This is a genomic window from Citrobacter sp. Cu096, assembly GCF_030332285.1.
Classification (GTDB): Bacteria; Pseudomonadota; Gammaproteobacteria; order Enterobacterales; family Enterobacteriaceae; genus Citrobacter; species Citrobacter meridianamericanus.
Map to the genome: position 1 here is coordinate 1 of NZ_JAOWID010000028.1, position 16,672 is coordinate 16,672.

The window sequence follows — 16,672 nt, forward strand, 5'->3', positions numbered from 1 at the left end:
CATTATAGGGAGTTTCCTGCAGCCCGCAACCCTTAAATGACAGAAAAATGACTGAGTGCTGCATTCCACAGCAAAACCCCGCTTTATACCCATTTACACACAGAGTTATCCACAATCGTAAGAAGATTAGCGGCCACCATCGCTGAAAAGTAGAAAAACAGATAAGGAAATCTCTATTCTCTATATAGAAAGAAATTCGCGCTACGTTATATAAAAGAAGAAAAGTACAGGTAGCCTATGCCCCATAGCCCTACCACCTTTGAATTACATACCCCATCAGGCGATAATACCCGTACAAACCGTGATTCCAGGACCGTGATGAGACACTCTCTGCAACGTACTGCTATACGCAAACGCCCGATGAAGCTCGGCACCACCGTGATCCTCATGGTCAGTGCGGTACTCTTCTCTGTGCTGCTTGTCGTTCATCTGATTTATTTCTCGCAAATAAGTAATATGACGCGCGATGCGCTAGCTGATAAAGCGCTTGCTGTCGCACGAACGCTGGCGAATTCTCCAGAAATCCGTCAGGGGCTAATGAAGAAGCCCGAAGAAAGTGGCATTCAGGAGATTGCCCAGGCGGTGAATAAGAGCAATGACTTTTTGTTCATTGTAGTCACCGATATGCAGAGCATTCGTTACTCCCATCCCGAAGCGCAACGAATTGGCCAGCCGTTTAAAGGTGATGACATTTTGCTGGCCCTGCAAGGCAAAGAGAATGTGGCTATTAATCGCGGGTTCCTGGCACAAGCCCTGCGTGTTTTCACCCCAATCTATGACGAGCATCACCGACAAATTGGCGTCGTGGCGATCGGTCTTGAGCTAAGCAGAGTTGCTGAACAGATCAATAACAGTCGCGGTAGCATCATCTGGTCCATCTTATTTGGTGTACTGGTTGGGCTACTCGGCACATGGATATTCGTTAAAGTCCTCAAGCGCATTCTGTTTGGCCTGGAACCTTATGAAATATCCAATCTGTTCGAACAACGCCAGGCGATGTTGCATTCTATAAAGGAAGGCGTCATTGCCGTTGACGAATGCGGTGAGGTAACGCTGATAAACCAAGCGGCGCAGGAGCTACTGGATTACCACAAATCGCAAGACGATGCTCAGCTCTCTACGCTCAGCCACGCGTGGTCACAGGTGGTCGATTTTTCACAGGTACTACATAATGGTACGCCGCGTCGCGATGAAGAGATCATGGTGAAGGATCGACTACTCTTGATAAACACAGTTCCGGTGCTCAGCAACGGTAAAATCATCGGGGCCATTTCAACCTTCAGAGACAAAACTGAAGTCCGAAAACTGATGCAGCGTCTGGACGGTATGGTTAACTATGCCGACGCACTTCGTGAACGATCCCACGAATTTATGAATAAATTGCACGTGATTCTGGGATTATTGCATCTGAAAAGTTATAAGCAGCTTGAAAATTATATCCTGAAGACCGCGAACAATTATCAGGAAGAGATTGGCTCGCTGTTAGGAAAAATTAAATCCCCGGTGATCGCAGGATTTTTACTCAGTAAGATTAATCGCACATCTGATTTAGGCCATAGCCTGGTGATCAGCAATGAAAGCCAGTTGCCGGAAAACAGCAACGAAGATCAGGTGGCAGTGCTGATTACCGTTCTGGGGAATTTAATTGAAAACGCCCTGGAAGCGCTAGGTCAAGAACCTGGGGGCGAGATCAGCGTATCCTTGCATTATCGACACGGCTGGTTGCATTGCGAAGTGAATGACGATGGTCCGGGGATCGCCCCCGAACACATTGAGCACATCTTTGAGAAGGGCGTTTCGTCAAAAGGAACCGAACGGGGCGTTGGTTTAGCGCTTGTTAAACAACAGGTTGAAAACGTTGGCGGCAATATTTCCGTCGAGTCTGAACCTGGGATCTTCACCCAATTTTTTGTACAGTTACCGTGGAATGGTGAGAGGGCCAGCAGATGATCAATGTCTTAATTGTCGATGACGATGCAATGGTAGCGGAATTAAACCGTCGTTATGTTGCACAACTCTCCGGGTTTCATTGCTGCGGCACAGCCTCCACGCTGGAGAAAGCGAAAGAGATAATCTTTCATAGCGGTAATCATATCGACCTGATTTTGCTTGATATTTATATGCAAAAAGAAAACGGTCTGGATCTGTTGCCCGTTCTGCACAGCGAAGGTTGCAAGTGTGATGTTATTGTCATCTCTTCCGCCGCTGACGCAACGACTATCAAAGACTCCCTTCACTATGGTGTCGTTGACTACCTGATCAAACCTTTTCAGGCATCCCGTTTTGAAGAAGCGCTTACCGGGTGGTTACAAAAGAAAAACGAAATGGAAAAGCATCAGTACTATGAACAGTCTGAGCTTGACCAGTTGATTCATGGAAGTTCCTCTAATGAGCAGGAAGCGCGGCGCTTACCTAAAGGGTTAACGCCACAAACGTTACGCACGCTGTGTCAGTGGATTGATGAGCATCAGGATCAGGAGTTCTCCACCGATGAGCTGGCTAACGAGGTTAATATCTCGCGCGTCTCATGCCGTAAATATCTTATCTGGCTCGTCAATTGTCACATATTATTTACCAGCATCCATTATGGCGTAACCGGTAGACCGGTTTATCGTTACCGCGTTCAGGCTGAGCACTACTCATTGCTTAAACAATATTGCCAATAAAAACATATTGGGATTATTTGTTATTTGAAAGTAACAATTATTAAAATAATGAAAAATCCCTATTTTGCTGACTCATGCTGCAGAATTATAAATTTGCGTTAGATCAAATGTATTTGTATCCAGCATGTTAAATGTATTATTTTAATATTGATTAACGTCACACTGTTTTTAATTTCAAAATCGCTAACAAAAGTTAATTAAGTATTATCTAACTCGCAGAGTGTGTATTTTTACCCATAAAGGATTAGTCTGAAAATAACCAGACATACAAAATCTAGACTGGTAGCAATGGAGACCATGCTACGTACCATGGACACCGTACATTTTTGTGAGCAAGTAAAAGTATCCGCACGCCAACCTCATTACATCATGAAATGGCGCGAGCGTGATCACATAAATAATCTACTCACCCATTTTGTCGGTGGTTCACGTAATAGCGGAAAACGCAAAACAGATAAATTACAGCGTCAACCGCAGCTCTCCACACCCAGCCCTGCTTCCCATCGCCTGAGGATACTTTCCTCTGATCAACACCACAGAAAAAAGCCAAATATCACCATAATTTTAAGAAAACATTCTAGCAAGACATTTGAACATTAATCGCAAATACGGACATATCGAATACTGACCATTTTTTGATGCCTATTCCGGCAAAAAAGAATGTGGCACAGATCCATTTTTCAAAAAATTGACTGGGTTTTTCGCGAGGGTAAATAAAATGTTATTTAGTATACAACTTCTCATAATATTAATATGTTTGTTTTATGGTGCCAGAAAGGGCGGTATCGCGCTGGGTTTATTAGGCGGTATCGGCCTGGTCATTCTGGTTTTCGTTTTCCATCTTCAGCCGGGTAAACCGCCTGTAGATGTCATGCTGGTTATTATTGCCGTGGTCGCCGCATCGGCAACCTTGCAAGCCTCAGGTGGCCTTGACGTTATGCTGCAAATTGCTGAAAAGCTGCTGCGCCGTAACCCAAAATACGTTTCCATCGTCGCCCCGTTCGTGACCTGCACCCTGACGATTCTCTGTGGTACAGGCCACGTGGTATACACCATCCTGCCAATCATTTATGACGTTGCCATTAAGAACAATATTCGCCCGGAACGTCCGATGGCGGCGAGCTCTATCGGTGCGCAGATGGGGATTATCGCCAGCCCTGTTTCCGTAGCCGTTGTTTCACTGGTCGCCATGCTGGGTAACGTAACGTTTGAAGGCAAGCATCTCGAATTCCTCGACCTGCTCAGCATCACCATCCCGTCTACCCTGTTGGGTATCCTGGCGATCGGTATCTTCAGCTGGTTTCGTGGTAAAGATCTGGATAAAGATGAAGAGTTCCAGAAGTTTATTTCCGTACCTGAAAACCACAACTACGTTTATGGCGATACCGCCACGCTGTTAGACAAAAAGCTGCCGAAAAGCAACTGGCTGGCCATGTGGATCTTCCTTGCCGCTATCGCCGTTGTTGCCGTGCTCGGCGCGTTCTCTGAACTGCGTCCTACCTTCAGCGGCAAACCGCTGTCAATGGTACTGGTCATCCAGATGTTCATGCTGCTGACCGGTGCGCTGATTATTATCCTGACGAAGACCAATCCCGCTTCAATATCTAAAAACGAAGTCTTCCGTTCCGGTATGATCGCGATTGTGGCGGTGTACGGTATTGCCTGGATGGCAGAAACCATGTTCGGTGCGCACATGGCAGAAATCGAAGGTGTGCTGGGCAACATGGTGAAAGAGTATCCGTGGGCCTATGCAATTGTTCTGCTGCTGGTATCTAAATTTGTAAACTCTCAGGCAGCGGCGCTGGCGGCGATTGTTCCGGTCGCGCTGGCAATTGGGGTCGATCCAGCATACATCGTGGCTTCCGCTCCGGCATGTTACGGTTACTACATTCTGCCGACTTACCCAAGCGATCTGGCGGCAATTCAGTTTGACCGTTCCGGCACTACCCACATTGGCCGCTTCGTTATCAACCACAGTTTCATTCTGCCTGGTTTGATCGGCGTAAGCGTATCCTGTGTCTTTGGTTGGATCTTCGCCGCAATGTACGGTTTCCTGTAATTACAGTTCGCGTGCCGTCCGTTTTGGTACGGCACGCCACCGTTAAGACGCAGAGAATTTTAAAATTCCTGAGAAAAATGAAAAGGCTGGAAGCAAATGTCAAAAGTTGAATTCACTTACCAGGCGGCTTTCCCACTGGGGGAAGACAAAACTGAGTACTACCTGCTGACATCCGATCACGTCAGCGTTGGCGAGTTTGAAGGCGAAACAATCCTGAAAGTAGCTCCTGAAGCACTTACGCTACTGGCCCAGCAAGCCTTCCACGACGCCTCCTTCATGCTCCGCCCTGAACACCAACAGCAAGTCGCCTCAATCCTCCATGATCCCGAAGCCAGCGAAAACGATAAGTATGTCGCGCTGCAGTTCCTGAGAAACTCCGAAATCGCCGCCAAAGGCGTGTTGCCAACCTGCCAGGACACCGGTACGGCCATTATCATGGGGAAAAAAGGTCAGCGTGTCTGGACCGGTGGCGGCGACGAAGCGGCACTCTCTAAAGGCGTATTTAATACCTATATTGAAGATAACCTGCGCTACTCGCAAAACGCGGCGCTGGATATGTACAAAGAAGTGAATACTGGCACCAACCTGCCCGCACAAATCGATCTGTACAGCGTGGACGGCGACGAATACAAATTCCTGTGCGTAGCCAAAGGCGGCGGTTCAGCGAACAAAACCTATCTGTATCAGGAAACCAAAGCGCTGCTGACTCCCGGCAAACTGAAAAACTTCCTGGTGGAGAAAATGCGTACGCTGGGTACTGCAGCTTGCCCGCCGTATCATATTGCATTTGTCATTGGCGGCACGTCAGCGGAAAGCACCCTGAAAACGGTGAAGCTGGCCAGCACACACTACTATGACGCACTGCCGACTGAAGGTAATGCGCACGGCCAGGCGTTCCGCGATCTGCAACTGGAACAGGAACTGCTGGAAGAAGCGCAGAAACTCGGCCTCGGAGCCCAGTTTGGCGGGAAATACTTCGCGCACGATATCCGCGTGATCCGCCTGCCTCGCCACGGCGCGTCCTGCCCGGTTGGTATGGGCGTCTCTTGCTCCGCAGATCGTAACATTAAGGCCAAGATTAACCGCGAAGGGATCTGGATTGAAAAACTGGAACACAATCCAGCTCAATACATTCCGGAATCCCTGCGCCAGGCAGGCGAAGGTGAAGTGGTCAAAGTTGACCTCAACCGCCCAATGAAAGAGATCCTTGCCCAGCTTTCTCAGTACCCGGTTTCTACTCGTCTGTCGCTGAGCGGCACTATCATTGTCGGTCGCGATATCGCCCACGCGAAGCTAAAAGAACGTATTGAGTCCGGCGAAGGCCTGCCACAGTACGTGAAAGATCACCCGATCTACTATGCGGGTCCGGCCAAAACCCCTGCGGGTTATCCGTCTGGCTCTTTAGGCCCAACCACTGCGGGTCGCATGGACTCCTATGTTGACCTGCTGCAGTCCCATGGCGGCAGCATGATCATGTTGGCGAAAGGTAACCGTAGCCAGCAGGTAACTGACGCCTGCCACAAACACGGCGGCTTCTACTTAGGCAGCATCGGTGGTCCGGCAGCGGTACTGGCGCAGCAGAGCATTAAGCATCTGGAATGCGTGGAATACCCGGAGCTGGGTATGGAAGCAATCTGGAAAATCGAAGTAGAAGATTTCCCGGCTTTCATCCTGGTCGATGACAAAGGCAACGATTTCTTCCAGCAAATCGTCAGCAAACAATGCGCTAACTGCGCGAAGTAAACCCATTCGGCCCGGCACTGGACTGACACCCGTTTTTTGGCGTCAGTCCAGTGATCCCCCCGGGCCTCCTTTATCCCCCCATTTACTGACCTTGAATTTTTGTTGCGCACAGGGAATAGTGACCTTTTCCATTACTTGTGAATTCGCAATGCTTCGTACCCTGAACGTCACAATCTTGCATACTGGCGCGCTGCTGCTGACGCTGATTCTTATCTACACCGGTATCTCAGCCTCGGAGAAGATCACCTGGCTGATGGAAGTCACGCCGGTCATTATTGTCGTCCCATTATTGCTGGCGACCAAAAAACAGTATCCGCTGACGCCATTGCTCTACACGCTCATTTTTTTGCACGCCATCATTCTGATGGTCGGCGGTATGTATACCTACGCCAAAGTTCCCGTCGGTTTTCAGGTTCAGGAATGGCTGGATCTCAGTCGTAACCCGTATGACAAGCTGGGTCACTTCTTCCAGGGGCTGGTACCTGCACTAGCGGCAAGAGAGATTTTAGTGCGCGGGAATCGCGTTCGTGGCCGCAAAATGCTGGCTTTTTTGGTCTGCTGCGTAGCGCTGGCGATTAGCGCGATGTATGAGCTGATCGAATGGTGGGCGGCACTGGCGATGGGCCAGGGAGCCGATGATTTTCTGGGTACGCAAGGCGACCCGTGGGATACCCAGTCGGATATGTTCTGCGCCCTGCTCGGCGCGCTAACGACGGTGCTCGTGCTGGCGGGCTGGCACAACAGACAGTTAAAAATCGCCGGATAGCGCTAACGCTTATCCGGCAATCTGCCCTACCCATTACGCGATTTGATAACCAGAATCGGCAAGGCGAACAGCAGCGTCAGAAAGTTCGCCATACTGACGGCGGTATCGTCAATCAATAACCCATAAACCAGCCACAAAACCAACCCGCACACAAACATCACATACATTAAACCGGAGATACCTTGGGTGTTGCGGGTGGTAATGACCTTAATCGCCTGCGGCAAAAAAGAGAGCGTCGTCAGCGTTGCCGCCAGATAGCCAATCCAGGAATGCCATTCCATAGCTACGCCTTCGCATCGCTGGCCACTACCACCGGTATCTCCGGGGTATTCGACTGCTTGACGGGCGACGGTACTTTTCGGTATTTATCCAGCAGGTGGATCTGAATCTTACGCAGCATATCGCCATTTAACCGGTAGTAACGGAAATAGAGCACCAGTGTCACAATGAAGAAGAGCGTCGGCAGCGCGATCATGATGAACTGCATGCCAAGAATGGTCTCAGCGGATTGCGTTGCATTCGGAACATAACCAATCAATCCCAGCACCACCGCAATAAAGAAAGCAGAAAACGCCGAGCCACCTTTGACCACCATCGTCTGCACGGCATAGGCAATACTCTCGCAGCGGACGTTAAACTTATACTCGCCGTAATCTACGGTGTCCGCCACCATAATCACCTGAAGTACCCAGAACAGTGCCGTACCAATGTTCAGAAGGATCCCTGCGGTAACAATCAGGAAAGTATTGTGGAATGCCCCCAGTGCCATAATCAGCAATACGCCTGCGCTCAGAACCGGCATAACCGAAGCGCCAGCCCACAGTATCCGGCGAGAAAGCGCCTTTGACAGACGGGGAAAGAGAATCAATGTCAGCAAGTTAGCCGCTCCGGCATAGGAGAGGTAGTATGGGAAAAGGTCAGCATCACCCACCACGTAGGTGAAGTAATAAATCGCAAAACCAGTAATGATATTGGACGCCACGTTGTAAGCCAGCGCCATACCCAGCAGGCAGGAAAGCTGATCGTTTTTGTAGATAAGCGCAAGGATTGATTTCAGCGTCAGCCGGGTGCTGTCTGCCGTGGCTTCGCTGTCAGAGGAATACACTTCGTGCACATTGCGCAAGGTTACGAGGGTAGAAACAATAAAAAATGCGATCAGCACCAGCGTAAACATCTGAAAACCGAACCCGCGATCCGCGCCGCCAACATAGTTTACAAAGGGTAGCGTCACGCCCGCGGTGACAAACCCTGCAAGGCTGGCGAAGAAACGAGGGAACGGCACCAGTTGTTCACGCTCGCGTTTATCCAGCGTAATCGTGGGGACCAGCGACCAGAATGGAATATCCATAATGGTGTAGGTCATCCCCCACAATATGTACGTCACACAAACAAAAACGATTTGCGCCGTCCCCTCAAACAGATGTGCGCTAAAAAGCAAAAACAGCACCAACGAGTTCGCCAGCGTACCGAGTAAGATCCAGGGTTTAAATTTTCCCCAACGCGACCGGGTGGCATTCACTATCCAACCCATCACCGGATCGTTAAACGCGTTCCATATTTTTGCCACCAGGAACAAAGTTCCGACGACGCCCACCGATAATCCCACCACGTCGGTGTAGTAATACATCAGGTACATGTACACGATACCGATAGCGAAATCCTTACCAAACGCGCCAAATCCGTAACTGAGTTTTGTAGTCAGAGAGATGCTCATAGGGTATCGGGTCGCTGTTACCAGCGCCCGCCTTCTGTAAGAGGAAACGTCAGACGTTAAACGCCGGATACTCTGCCCGGCGTGATTGTGTGTTAACGATGTAACCAGGCTGGCAGCCAGTCGCCATGGGAGGCGATTAGATCGTCCACCAGCGCATAAATCTCCTCAATTCCCAATACCGCGGCGGTATGCGGATCCATCATCGCCGCGTGATAAACGCGATCGCGATTTTCCGTCAGAATGGCTTCCGTTAGCAGGGTCTGAACATTGATATTGGTTTGCATCATGGCCGCCAAATGGGACGGGAGCGTCCCCACCTTCGTTGGCTGAATACCATTCGCATCAACCAGGCAAGCTACCTCCACGCAACAGCCTTGCGGCAGGTTATCGATCAGATGGTCATTACGAACGTTGCCATACACCACGCTTGGTTCACCAGTCCAGATAGCGTTCATGATAGTGCTGGCATATTCGCGCGACGGCTTAATATCGATCCGCGCCGCCGTTTTGTACTCTTCCAGCTCTTTATTCCAGTTCGCCACCTGTTCCACGCAGCGTTTAGGATATTCATCCAGTGGAACCTTGTAGCGTTCAATCAGATCTTCACGCCCCGGTTTAATAAACCACGGCGTATATTCCGCAAAGTGTTCCGATGACTCGGTGACGAAAAAGCCCAGTTTTTTGAACATTTCATAACGCACAATGTTCTGGCAACGGGTATTCCCATGAATATTCGGTTTCGGTGCCTGACCGGAATCATAAGCCGCCAACAGTTCCGGGTAGAGATCCACATAGCCCCCATCAGCCGTTTTACGCTCCAGCTCCAGATAAAACGCCATGTGGTTGATCCCGGCGCAACGATAACGTAGCGAAGCAGGATCAATATCCAGATCCCGCGCCAGCTCTTCCGCCGTGCCCTGTACTGAATGGCACAACCCAACCTGCTTGATATGCGGATAGCGCGCATACATTGCCCAGGTGTTCATCGCCATCGGGTTAACGTAGTTAAGCATGGTGGCCTGCGGGCAGACTTCCGTCATGTCCTCACAAATCTGCCATAAATGCGGGATAGTGCGCAGCGCACGCATGATGCCGCCCGGCCCCAGAGTGTCGGCAATCGTCTGCTCCAGACCATGACGTTTACACACCGCAAAATCGGTAACGGTACAGGGTTCATAGCCGCCAATCTGGAAAGCGACAACCACAAAATCAGCATCCTGCAATGCCGCTTTTTGATCGCTATAACAGGTGATATGCCCGGATGCACCCGCAGAATCCATCAGTTTACGCACAACAATGTGTGACTCTTCCAGACGTGTAGGATCGACATCCATCAAGGCGATATGCGCCGACTTCAACGCATCGCGATGAAAAACGTCCCCGAGGATATTTTTGACGAAAATCGTCGAACCGGCGCCGATAAAGGTAATTTTGGGTGCAGACATCATGACTCTCCAGAACAGTAGTGAACACGGTCATGGTGGCACGCCGCCCGGGTGAAAACCTCCGTTTTCCCTCATGAGCATTCCCAAAAACTCAGATCCTCTGTCAGCCGTGTGACGATCTGAGTTTTTGGGATTAAATCACCTAAAAAGCAGAGTATCCGGCCTGATAATCGGTCTACTATCATTCATAGCGACCGGTTTTGTGCCCCCCTTCGCGGTTTCTTTTCTGCGGATGAGACATGATTCTGATAATTCAGGAAATGGAGTGATGATGAGTACAGAGCCGATAGTCTTTCTCCCGCCCGACCCGCATATGTGTAATGGCGACGAAAAACAGACCCGCAGCCCGCTGTCGCTCTACTCTGAATATCAGCGGATGGATATTGAGCTGCGTTCACCGCATGCTATGCCTGCCAGCCACTGGCACGGTCAGGTGGAAGTCAACGTACCGTTTGACGGCGATGTGGAGTATTTGATCAACAACGAAGTCGTAAAGATAAAACAAGGACATATCACCCTATTCTGGGCCTGTACCCCACATCAACTCACCCGCCCCGGCAACTGCAAGCAGATGGCGATTTTCAGCTTACCGATGCATCTGTTTCTCTCCTGGCCACTGGATCGGGAGCTTATCAATCATGTTACCCATGGCATGGTCGTCAAATCGCTCGCGACCCAGCAACTCAGTACCTTTGAAGTGCTGCGCTGGCAGCAGGAAGCGAACAGCCCAAATGAGCAAATTCGCCAGTTGGCGATCGATGAAATCGGCCTGATGTTAAAGCGGTTTAGCCTTTCTGGATGGGAACCTATTCTGGTCAACAAAACCTCACGCACGCATAAAAATAGCGCCTCACGGCATGCCCAGTTTTACGTCAGCCAAATGTTGAGCTTTATTGCTGATAACTACGATCAGGCGCTTACCATCAACGACGTTGCGGAGCACGTGAAGCTCAATGCCAACTACGCGATGGGGATTTTCCAGCGCGTGATGCAACTCACCATGAAGCAGTACATCACCGCCATGCGGATCAATCACGTCCGCGCATTGCTTAGCGATACCGATAAAACCATTCTCGACGTCGCATTGACTGCCGGATTCCGATCCAGCAGCCGTTTTTATGACACCTTCAGCAAGTTTGTCGGCATGTCGCCGCAGCAGTACCGTAAACTGAGCCAGCAGCGTCGGCAAACAATGGCGGGTTGATATCATTCGCTGATATCAGTATCAGCCAAAAAAATATTCCCCCTGTCGATAAACGGCAGTAGAAAACCGACAACAAGTAAACGCAACCATTTGTTTAATAAAATAATAAAGTCAAATCAGACTATTTTTCACCCGCTTTACAGGCCATTTTGTCAGGATAATACTTGCCTACGTCACATTCATACGGTGTGTCTGCAATCCCTAAATTGCAACCTTTCCACAACCGGGTAAAAGATGATGAAAGTATTAATTGTTGAAAGTGAGTTTCTGCATCAGGACACCTGGGTCGGTAGCGCTGTCGAACGTCTGGCCGATGCTTTAAGCCGCCAAAATGTTACCGTCATTAAGTCCACCTCATTCGACGATGGTTATGCCATCCTCGCCGCAAATGAAGCCATTGATTGCCTGATGTTCAGCTATCAAATGGAACAACAAGACGAGCACCTGAATGTCAGGCAATTGATCGGTAAGCTCCACGAGCGCCAGCAAAACGTTCCTGTTTTCCTGCTGGGCGATCGGGAAAAGGCCACCGCGTCACTGGATCGCGACCTGCTGGAGCTTGTCGATGAATTCGCCTGGATTCTGGAGGACAGCGCTGACTTTATCGCTGGCCGCGCCATCGCAGCGATGACTCGCTATCGTCAGCAATTGTTACCGCCGCTGTTCAACGCCCTGATGAAATACAGTAATGTCCATGAGTATTCCTGGGCGGCTCCTGGTCACCAGGGCGGTGTCGGTTTCACCAAAACGCCTGCCGGTCGACTGTACCATGACTACTACGGTGAAAATCTGTTCCGTACCGACATGGGGATTGAACGTACCAATCTCGGTTCTTTACTCGACCATACTGGCGCATTTGGGGAAAGTGAAAAAAATGCTGCCCGCGTGTTCGGCGCCGATCGTTCCTGGTCCGTGGTGGTCGGGACTTCCGGCTCTAACCGCACCATCATGCAGGCTTGTATGACCGACAATGACGTCGTGGTGTTGGATCGTAACTGCCACAAATCTATCGAGCAGGGGCTGATCCTCACTGGGGCAAAACCGGTGTACATGGTACCGAGCCGCAACCGGTACGGCATTATCGGACCTATCTACCCGCAGGAAATGCAGCCTGAAACATTGCAGAAAAAAATCAGCGAAAGCCCGCTGACCAAAAGCAAGGCCGGGCAAAAACCGTCTTACAGCGTTGTGACCAACTGTACCTACGACGGTGTTTGCTACAACGCCAAAGAAGCGCAGGATCTGCTCGCGCAAACCAGCGATCGCATCCACTTCGATGAGGCCTGGTACGGTTATGCCCGCTTCAACCCAATTTATACCGATCACTACGCCATGCGTGGCGCGCCGGGCGATCACAACGGCCCTACCGTTTTTGCCACCCACTCGACCCACAAACTGCTGAATGCGCTCTCTCAGGCATCTTACATTCACGTCCGTGAAGGTCGTGGAGCCGTGAACTTCTCCCGCTTTAACCAGGCGTACATGATGCACGCCACCACTTCTCCGTTGTATGCCATCTGCGCATCAAACGACGTGGCGGTCTCCATGATGGACGGTAACAGCGGCCTGTCACTCACTCAGGAAGTGATCGACGAAGCGGTCGATTTCCGTCAGGCCATGGCAAGGTTGTACAAAGAATTCACCGCCGAAGGCGACTGGTTCTTCAAACCGTGGAACAAAGAAGTGGTAACCGATCCGCAGACCGGTAAAACCTATGACTTTGCCGACGCGCCAGCTACATTGCTGGCAACCGATCAGAATTGCTGGGTGATGCGTCCGGGTGAATCCTGGCACGGCTTTAAAGACCTGCCGGATAACTGGAGCATGCTGGACCCAATCAAAGTCAGCATTCTGGCTCCGGGGATGGGCGACGATGGCGAACTGGAAGAGAACGGCGTACCGGCAGCGCTGGTTACCGCCTGGCTTGGCCGCCACGGTATCGTGCCGACACGTACCACCGACTTCCAGATTATGTTCCTGTTCTCCATGGGGATTACCCGTGGTAAATGGGGCACATTAATCAACACGTTGTGCTCTTTCAAACACCACTACGATGCCAATACACCGCTGTCACAGGTTATGCCAGAACTGGTGGAAGAACATCCTGACACTTATGCCAACATGGGTATTCACGATCTGGGCGACACCATGTTTGCCTGGCTGAAAGAGAACAACCCAGGCAGCCGGCTCAACGCCGCTTACTCCGGTCTGCCGGATGCGAATATTACCCCGCGTGACGCTTACAACGCGATAGTCAGTGACAACGTTGAGATGGTCGCGATTGAAAATCTGGCGGGACGTATTGCGGCAAACTCCGTGATCCCTTACCCACCGGGAATTCCGATGCTGCTGTCCGGTGAAAACTTTGGCGATGCCAACAGCCCGCAAATTGGGTACCTGCGTTCGTTGCAGTCCTGGGACCACCACTTCCCTGGATTTGAACATGAAACCGAAGGAACGGAAATTATTGACGGTGTGTATCACGTCATGTGCGTGAAAGCATAATGTCTCTTTTTAGAGAGTCCGATGTTTAAGGTAGACATGTCATTCTTGAGTAATTCCTGAGTATTGCTGCAAAACAATAACACTGTCATACCTTTTTGCGCGGGACCACCCCGCGCTTTTTTTACATACAAAAAACGCCAGTTTCCACTCCGTACAAAAATGTGTACATAAGAAAAATCCCTCCAAATATTGTAATTAATTTCAGACACGTTATTTTATTGCAGTCCTGGTTTCATCATACAATTCTATTTAACCGATTTGATTCACCTGATTTGGTGGGTTACGGTGTTTTATGTTCATATTCCTGGAGTTTGGGTATGAGGGTTTGCAGCAGAGCAGCTTGTGTTGTTGTATTAACGGAGAAGGATGTTTGGTTAAGGATTAACGGAAAAGAAGCCATCAGTTTAAAAGCCAACAACATGGCACTGGTAGCATGCGATAATAATATTATTGATTTATCATCACTTAATAACGCACTGGTCGTACACATCAGTCGTGAAATTATTAAAGACTATCTTCGATTCTTAAACAAAGATCTGTCACAGATCCCTCCCTGGCAACGTAGTGCCAATCCGGTCATGACCGCCGTCTGCCTGACGCCGGATATCTTCCGGGCAGCTGCTCAACATAGCGTGATGGAAACGGTGGATGAAGGTGAATACGAACGTACTCGTTCGCTTCTGTTCACAGTGTTATCACGTTTTCTCGACAGCAAAAAGTTTATCTCCCTGCTCATGCATATGCTACGCAATTGCGTCAGCGACTGCGTGTACCACATTATCGAGAGCGATATCCATAAAGACTGGAATTTAAGCATGGTCGCCAGCTGCTTATGCCTGAGCCCCAGTTTGTTAAAGAAAAAGCTCAAAAATGAAAACACCAGTTACAGTCAAATAATAACTACGTGTCGTATGCGTTACGCCGTCAATCAATTAATGATGGACGGAAAAAACATTTCTCAGGTCTCTCAACTGTGCGGATATAACAGTACCTCATACTTTATTTCCGTTTTCAAAGAGTTCTATGGGATGACGCCACTGCATTATGTTAGTCAACATAGGGAGCAATCCGCTACCTGATTTTTAATCAGTTAGCAATAAGCCATAATAATATCAGCATTGGCGATACCCCTGGTCCGCCATCATAAAATAGTCTTCTGAAGAGGTATGATAAGACGTCATTTATCCTAATCAGGAGTTAAAAAATATGTCGACGGATGCTGATGCTCACAAAGTGGGATTAATCCCCGTCACCCTTATGGTGTCGGGGAATATCATGGGTTCCGGTGTATTCCTGCTACCCGCAAACCTGGCGTCAACTGGCGGGATTGCAATCTACGGATGGTTGGTCACTATTATCGGTGCTTTAGCGCTGTCGATGGTGTATGCGAAAATGTCGTCCTTAGACTCCAGTCCCGGTGGTTCTTACGCTTATGCCCGCCGCTGTTTCGGCCCTTTTTTAGGTTACCAGACCAACGTGCTGTACTGGCTGGCCTGCTGGATAGGTAACATCGCCATGGTGGTCATCGGCGTCGGTTACCTGAGCTACTTCTTCCCCATCTTAAAAGATCCGTTGGTCCTGACACTGACCTGCGTTGTGGTACTGTGGATCTTCGTATTGCTGAACATTGTCGGACCAAAAATGATCACCCGTGTACAGGCCGTCGCAACGGTTCTGGCGCTGGTGCCCATCGTCGGTATTGCCGTCTTCGGCTGGTTCTGGTTCCGCGGTGAAACTTATATGGCGGCCTGGAACGTCAGCGGCATGAACACCTTCGGCGCGATTCAAAGTACTCTGAACGTAACCTTGTGGTCATTTATTGGGGTGGAAAGCGCCTCCGTCGCGGCAGGCGTGGTTAAAAACCCTAAACGTAACGTGCCTATTGCCACTATTGGTGGCGTGCTGATTGCCGCGGTTTGCTATGTGCTCTCCACCACGGCGATTATGGGTATGATCCCTAATGCTGCGCTGCGTGTTTCAGCTTCCCCGTTCGGCGATGCCGCTCGAATGGCGCTGGGTGACACCGCAGGGGCGATTGTCTCCTTCTGTGCGGCTGCCGGGTGCCTCGGTTCTCTGGGCGGCTGGACGCTACTTGCCGGACAAACTGCCAAAGCGGCAGCCGATGATGGCCTGTTCCCGCCGATTTTTGCCCGCGTCAACAAAGCCGGTACGCCGGTAGCCGGGTTAATTATTGTCGGTATCCTGATGACCATCTTCCAGTTCAGCAGCATGTCGCCGAACGCCGCGAAAGAATTTGGTCTGGTCTCTTCGGTCTCCGTTATCTTCACCCTGGTGCCATATCTGTACACCTGCGCGGCATTGCTGCTGCTCGGCCATGGTCATTTCGGCAAAGCGCGCCCAGTGTACCTGGCAGTAACCTTTATCGCGTTTGTCTATTGTATCTGGGCGGTTATCGGTTCCGGTGCTAAAGAAGTGATGTGGTCGTTCGTCACGCTGATGATCATTACTGCGCTGTACGCTCTGAACTACAACCGAATCCATAAAAATCCGTATCCTTTGGATGCCCCGGTAAACAATAACTAACGCAACTCACCGTAGTGGCCCGATGA

General features: G+C 50.1%; 13 protein-coding genes. 10 read left to right on the forward strand and 3 right to left on the reverse strand.

Features of this window, described 5'->3' with window-relative positions; all coding sequences use genetic code 11:
- Positions 1-318 precede the first annotated feature (318 nt).
- From OGX99_RS12190 to OGX99_RS12215, 6 genes are all read left to right on the forward strand, one after another.
- Positions 319-1,950 (forward strand): sensor histidine kinase, encoded by a 1,632-nt coding sequence (locus tag OGX99_RS12190; RefSeq protein ID WP_210905457.1) that lies wholly within the window; start codon positions 319-321, stop codon positions 1,948-1,950.
- Complete coding sequence (dcuR, locus tag OGX99_RS12195; protein ID WP_151218012.1) at positions 1,947-2,666, forward strand: two-component system response regulator DcuR; 720 nt, start codon at positions 1,947-1,949, stop codon at positions 2,664-2,666. Before OGX99_RS12190 ends, dcuR begins: the two co-directional genes overlap by 4 nt.
- Positions 2,667-2,963: 297 nt before the next feature.
- Entirely contained in the window at positions 2,964-3,266 is a 303-nt protein-coding gene (locus OGX99_RS12200) for a hypothetical protein (RefSeq protein WP_151218013.1), read from the forward strand.
- Positions 3,267-3,384: 118 nt separating this feature from the next.
- Positions 3,385-4,725 carry an anaerobic C4-dicarboxylate transporter DcuB gene (gene dcuB / locus OGX99_RS12205; protein WP_151218014.1) on the forward strand — a complete coding sequence of 447 codons (1,341 nt, stop codon included), beginning with the start codon at positions 3,385-3,387 and terminating at the stop codon, positions 4,723-4,725.
- 96 nt (positions 4,726-4,821) lie between these two features.
- On the forward strand, positions 4,822-6,468 hold the full coding sequence (gene fumA / locus OGX99_RS12210; RefSeq protein WP_016155418.1) for a class I fumarate hydratase FumA: 1,647 nt from the start codon (positions 4,822-4,824) through the stop codon (positions 6,466-6,468).
- A 148-nt stretch (positions 6,469-6,616) separates the two neighbouring features.
- Positions 6,617-7,234 carry a DUF2238 domain-containing protein gene (locus OGX99_RS12215; protein WP_151218015.1) on the forward strand — a complete coding sequence of 206 codons (618 nt, stop codon included), beginning with the start codon at positions 6,617-6,619 and terminating at the stop codon, positions 7,232-7,234.
- A 26-nt stretch (positions 7,235-7,260) separates the two neighbouring features.
- Here the strand turns inward: OGX99_RS12215 and OGX99_RS12220 are convergent, their stop codons facing one another.
- The 3 genes from OGX99_RS12220 to OGX99_RS12230 form a co-directional block, all read right to left on the reverse strand.
- Complete coding sequence (locus OGX99_RS12220; protein WP_151218016.1) at positions 7,261-7,515, reverse strand: SemiSWEET transporter; 255 nt, start codon at positions 7,513-7,515, stop codon at positions 7,261-7,263.
- A gap of 2 nt (positions 7,516-7,517) precedes the next feature.
- On the reverse strand, positions 7,518-8,948 hold the full coding sequence (gene melB / locus OGX99_RS12225; RefSeq protein ID WP_187253956.1) for a melibiose:sodium transporter MelB: 1,431 nt from the start codon (positions 8,946-8,948) through the stop codon (positions 7,518-7,520).
- A 92-nt stretch (positions 8,949-9,040) separates the two neighbouring features.
- Positions 9,041-10,396: an alpha-glucosidase/alpha-galactosidase gene (locus OGX99_RS12230; RefSeq protein WP_187260084.1), complete on the reverse strand. Its 1,356-nt coding sequence runs from the start codon at positions 10,394-10,396 to the stop codon at positions 9,041-9,043.
- A 268-nt stretch (positions 10,397-10,664) separates the two neighbouring features.
- Here OGX99_RS12230 and melR point away from each other — a divergent pair, with 268 nt between their 5' ends.
- The 4 genes from melR to adiC all read left to right on the forward strand — a co-directional run bounded on the left by melR (position 10,665) and on the right by adiC (position 16,646).
- Complete coding sequence (gene melR / locus OGX99_RS12235) at positions 10,665-11,597, forward strand: transcriptional regulator MelR (RefSeq protein ID WP_151218098.1); 933 nt, start codon at positions 10,665-10,667, stop codon at positions 11,595-11,597.
- A gap of 237 nt (positions 11,598-11,834) precedes the next feature.
- Positions 11,835-14,102 (forward strand): arginine decarboxylase, encoded by a 2,268-nt coding sequence (gene adiA / locus OGX99_RS12240; RefSeq protein WP_286543754.1) that lies wholly within the window; start codon positions 11,835-11,837, stop codon positions 14,100-14,102.
- A 317-nt stretch (positions 14,103-14,419) separates the two neighbouring features.
- On the forward strand, positions 14,420-15,181 hold the full coding sequence (locus tag OGX99_RS12245; protein WP_151218018.1) for an AraC family transcriptional regulator: 762 nt from the start codon (positions 14,420-14,422) through the stop codon (positions 15,179-15,181).
- A gap of 127 nt (positions 15,182-15,308) precedes the next feature.
- Positions 15,309-16,646 carry an arginine/agmatine antiporter gene (gene adiC / locus OGX99_RS12250; RefSeq protein ID WP_151218019.1) on the forward strand — a complete coding sequence of 446 codons (1,338 nt, stop codon included), beginning with the start codon at positions 15,309-15,311 and terminating at the stop codon, positions 16,644-16,646.
- The last annotated feature ends 26 nt before the right edge of the window (positions 16,647-16,672 follow it).

Excerpts from the sequence above, each read along its gene's own strand:
- OGX99_RS12200 (WP_151218013.1), top strand. The coding sequence starts at position 2,964 with ATGCTACGTACCATGGACACCGTACATTTTTGTGAGCAAGTAAAAGTA.
- adiC (WP_151218019.1), top strand. The coding sequence starts at position 15,309 with ATGTCGACGGATGCTGATGCTCACAAAGTGGGATTAATCCCCGTCACC.
- dcuR (WP_151218012.1), top strand. The coding sequence starts at position 1,947 with ATGATCAATGTCTTAATTGTCGATGACGATGCAATGGTAGCGGAATTA.
- dcuB (WP_151218014.1), top strand. The coding sequence starts at position 3,385 with ATGTTATTTAGTATACAACTTCTCATAATATTAATATGTTTGTTTTAT.
- adiA (WP_286543754.1), top strand. The coding sequence starts at position 11,835 with ATGAAAGTATTAATTGTTGAAAGTGAGTTTCTGCATCAGGACACCTGG.
- fumA (WP_016155418.1), top strand. The coding sequence starts at position 4,822 with ATGTCAAAAGTTGAATTCACTTACCAGGCGGCTTTCCCACTGGGGGAA.
- melR (WP_151218098.1), top strand. The coding sequence starts at position 10,665 with ATGAGTACAGAGCCGATAGTCTTTCTCCCGCCCGACCCGCATATGTGT.
- OGX99_RS12230 (WP_187260084.1), bottom strand. The coding sequence starts at position 10,396 with ATGATGTCTGCACCCAAAATTACCTTTATCGGCGCCGGTTCGACGATT.
- OGX99_RS12215 (WP_151218015.1), top strand. The coding sequence starts at position 6,617 with ATGCTTCGTACCCTGAACGTCACAATCTTGCATACTGGCGCGCTGCTG.
- OGX99_RS12190 (WP_210905457.1), top strand. The coding sequence starts at position 319 with ATGAGACACTCTCTGCAACGTACTGCTATACGCAAACGCCCGATGAAG.
- OGX99_RS12220 (WP_151218016.1), bottom strand. The coding sequence starts at position 7,515 with ATGGAATGGCATTCCTGGATTGGCTATCTGGCGGCAACGCTGACGACG.
- melB (WP_187253956.1), bottom strand. The coding sequence starts at position 8,948 with ATGAGCATCTCTCTGACTACAAAACTCAGTTACGGATTTGGCGCGTTT.
- OGX99_RS12245 (WP_151218018.1), top strand. The coding sequence starts at position 14,420 with ATGAGGGTTTGCAGCAGAGCAGCTTGTGTTGTTGTATTAACGGAGAAG.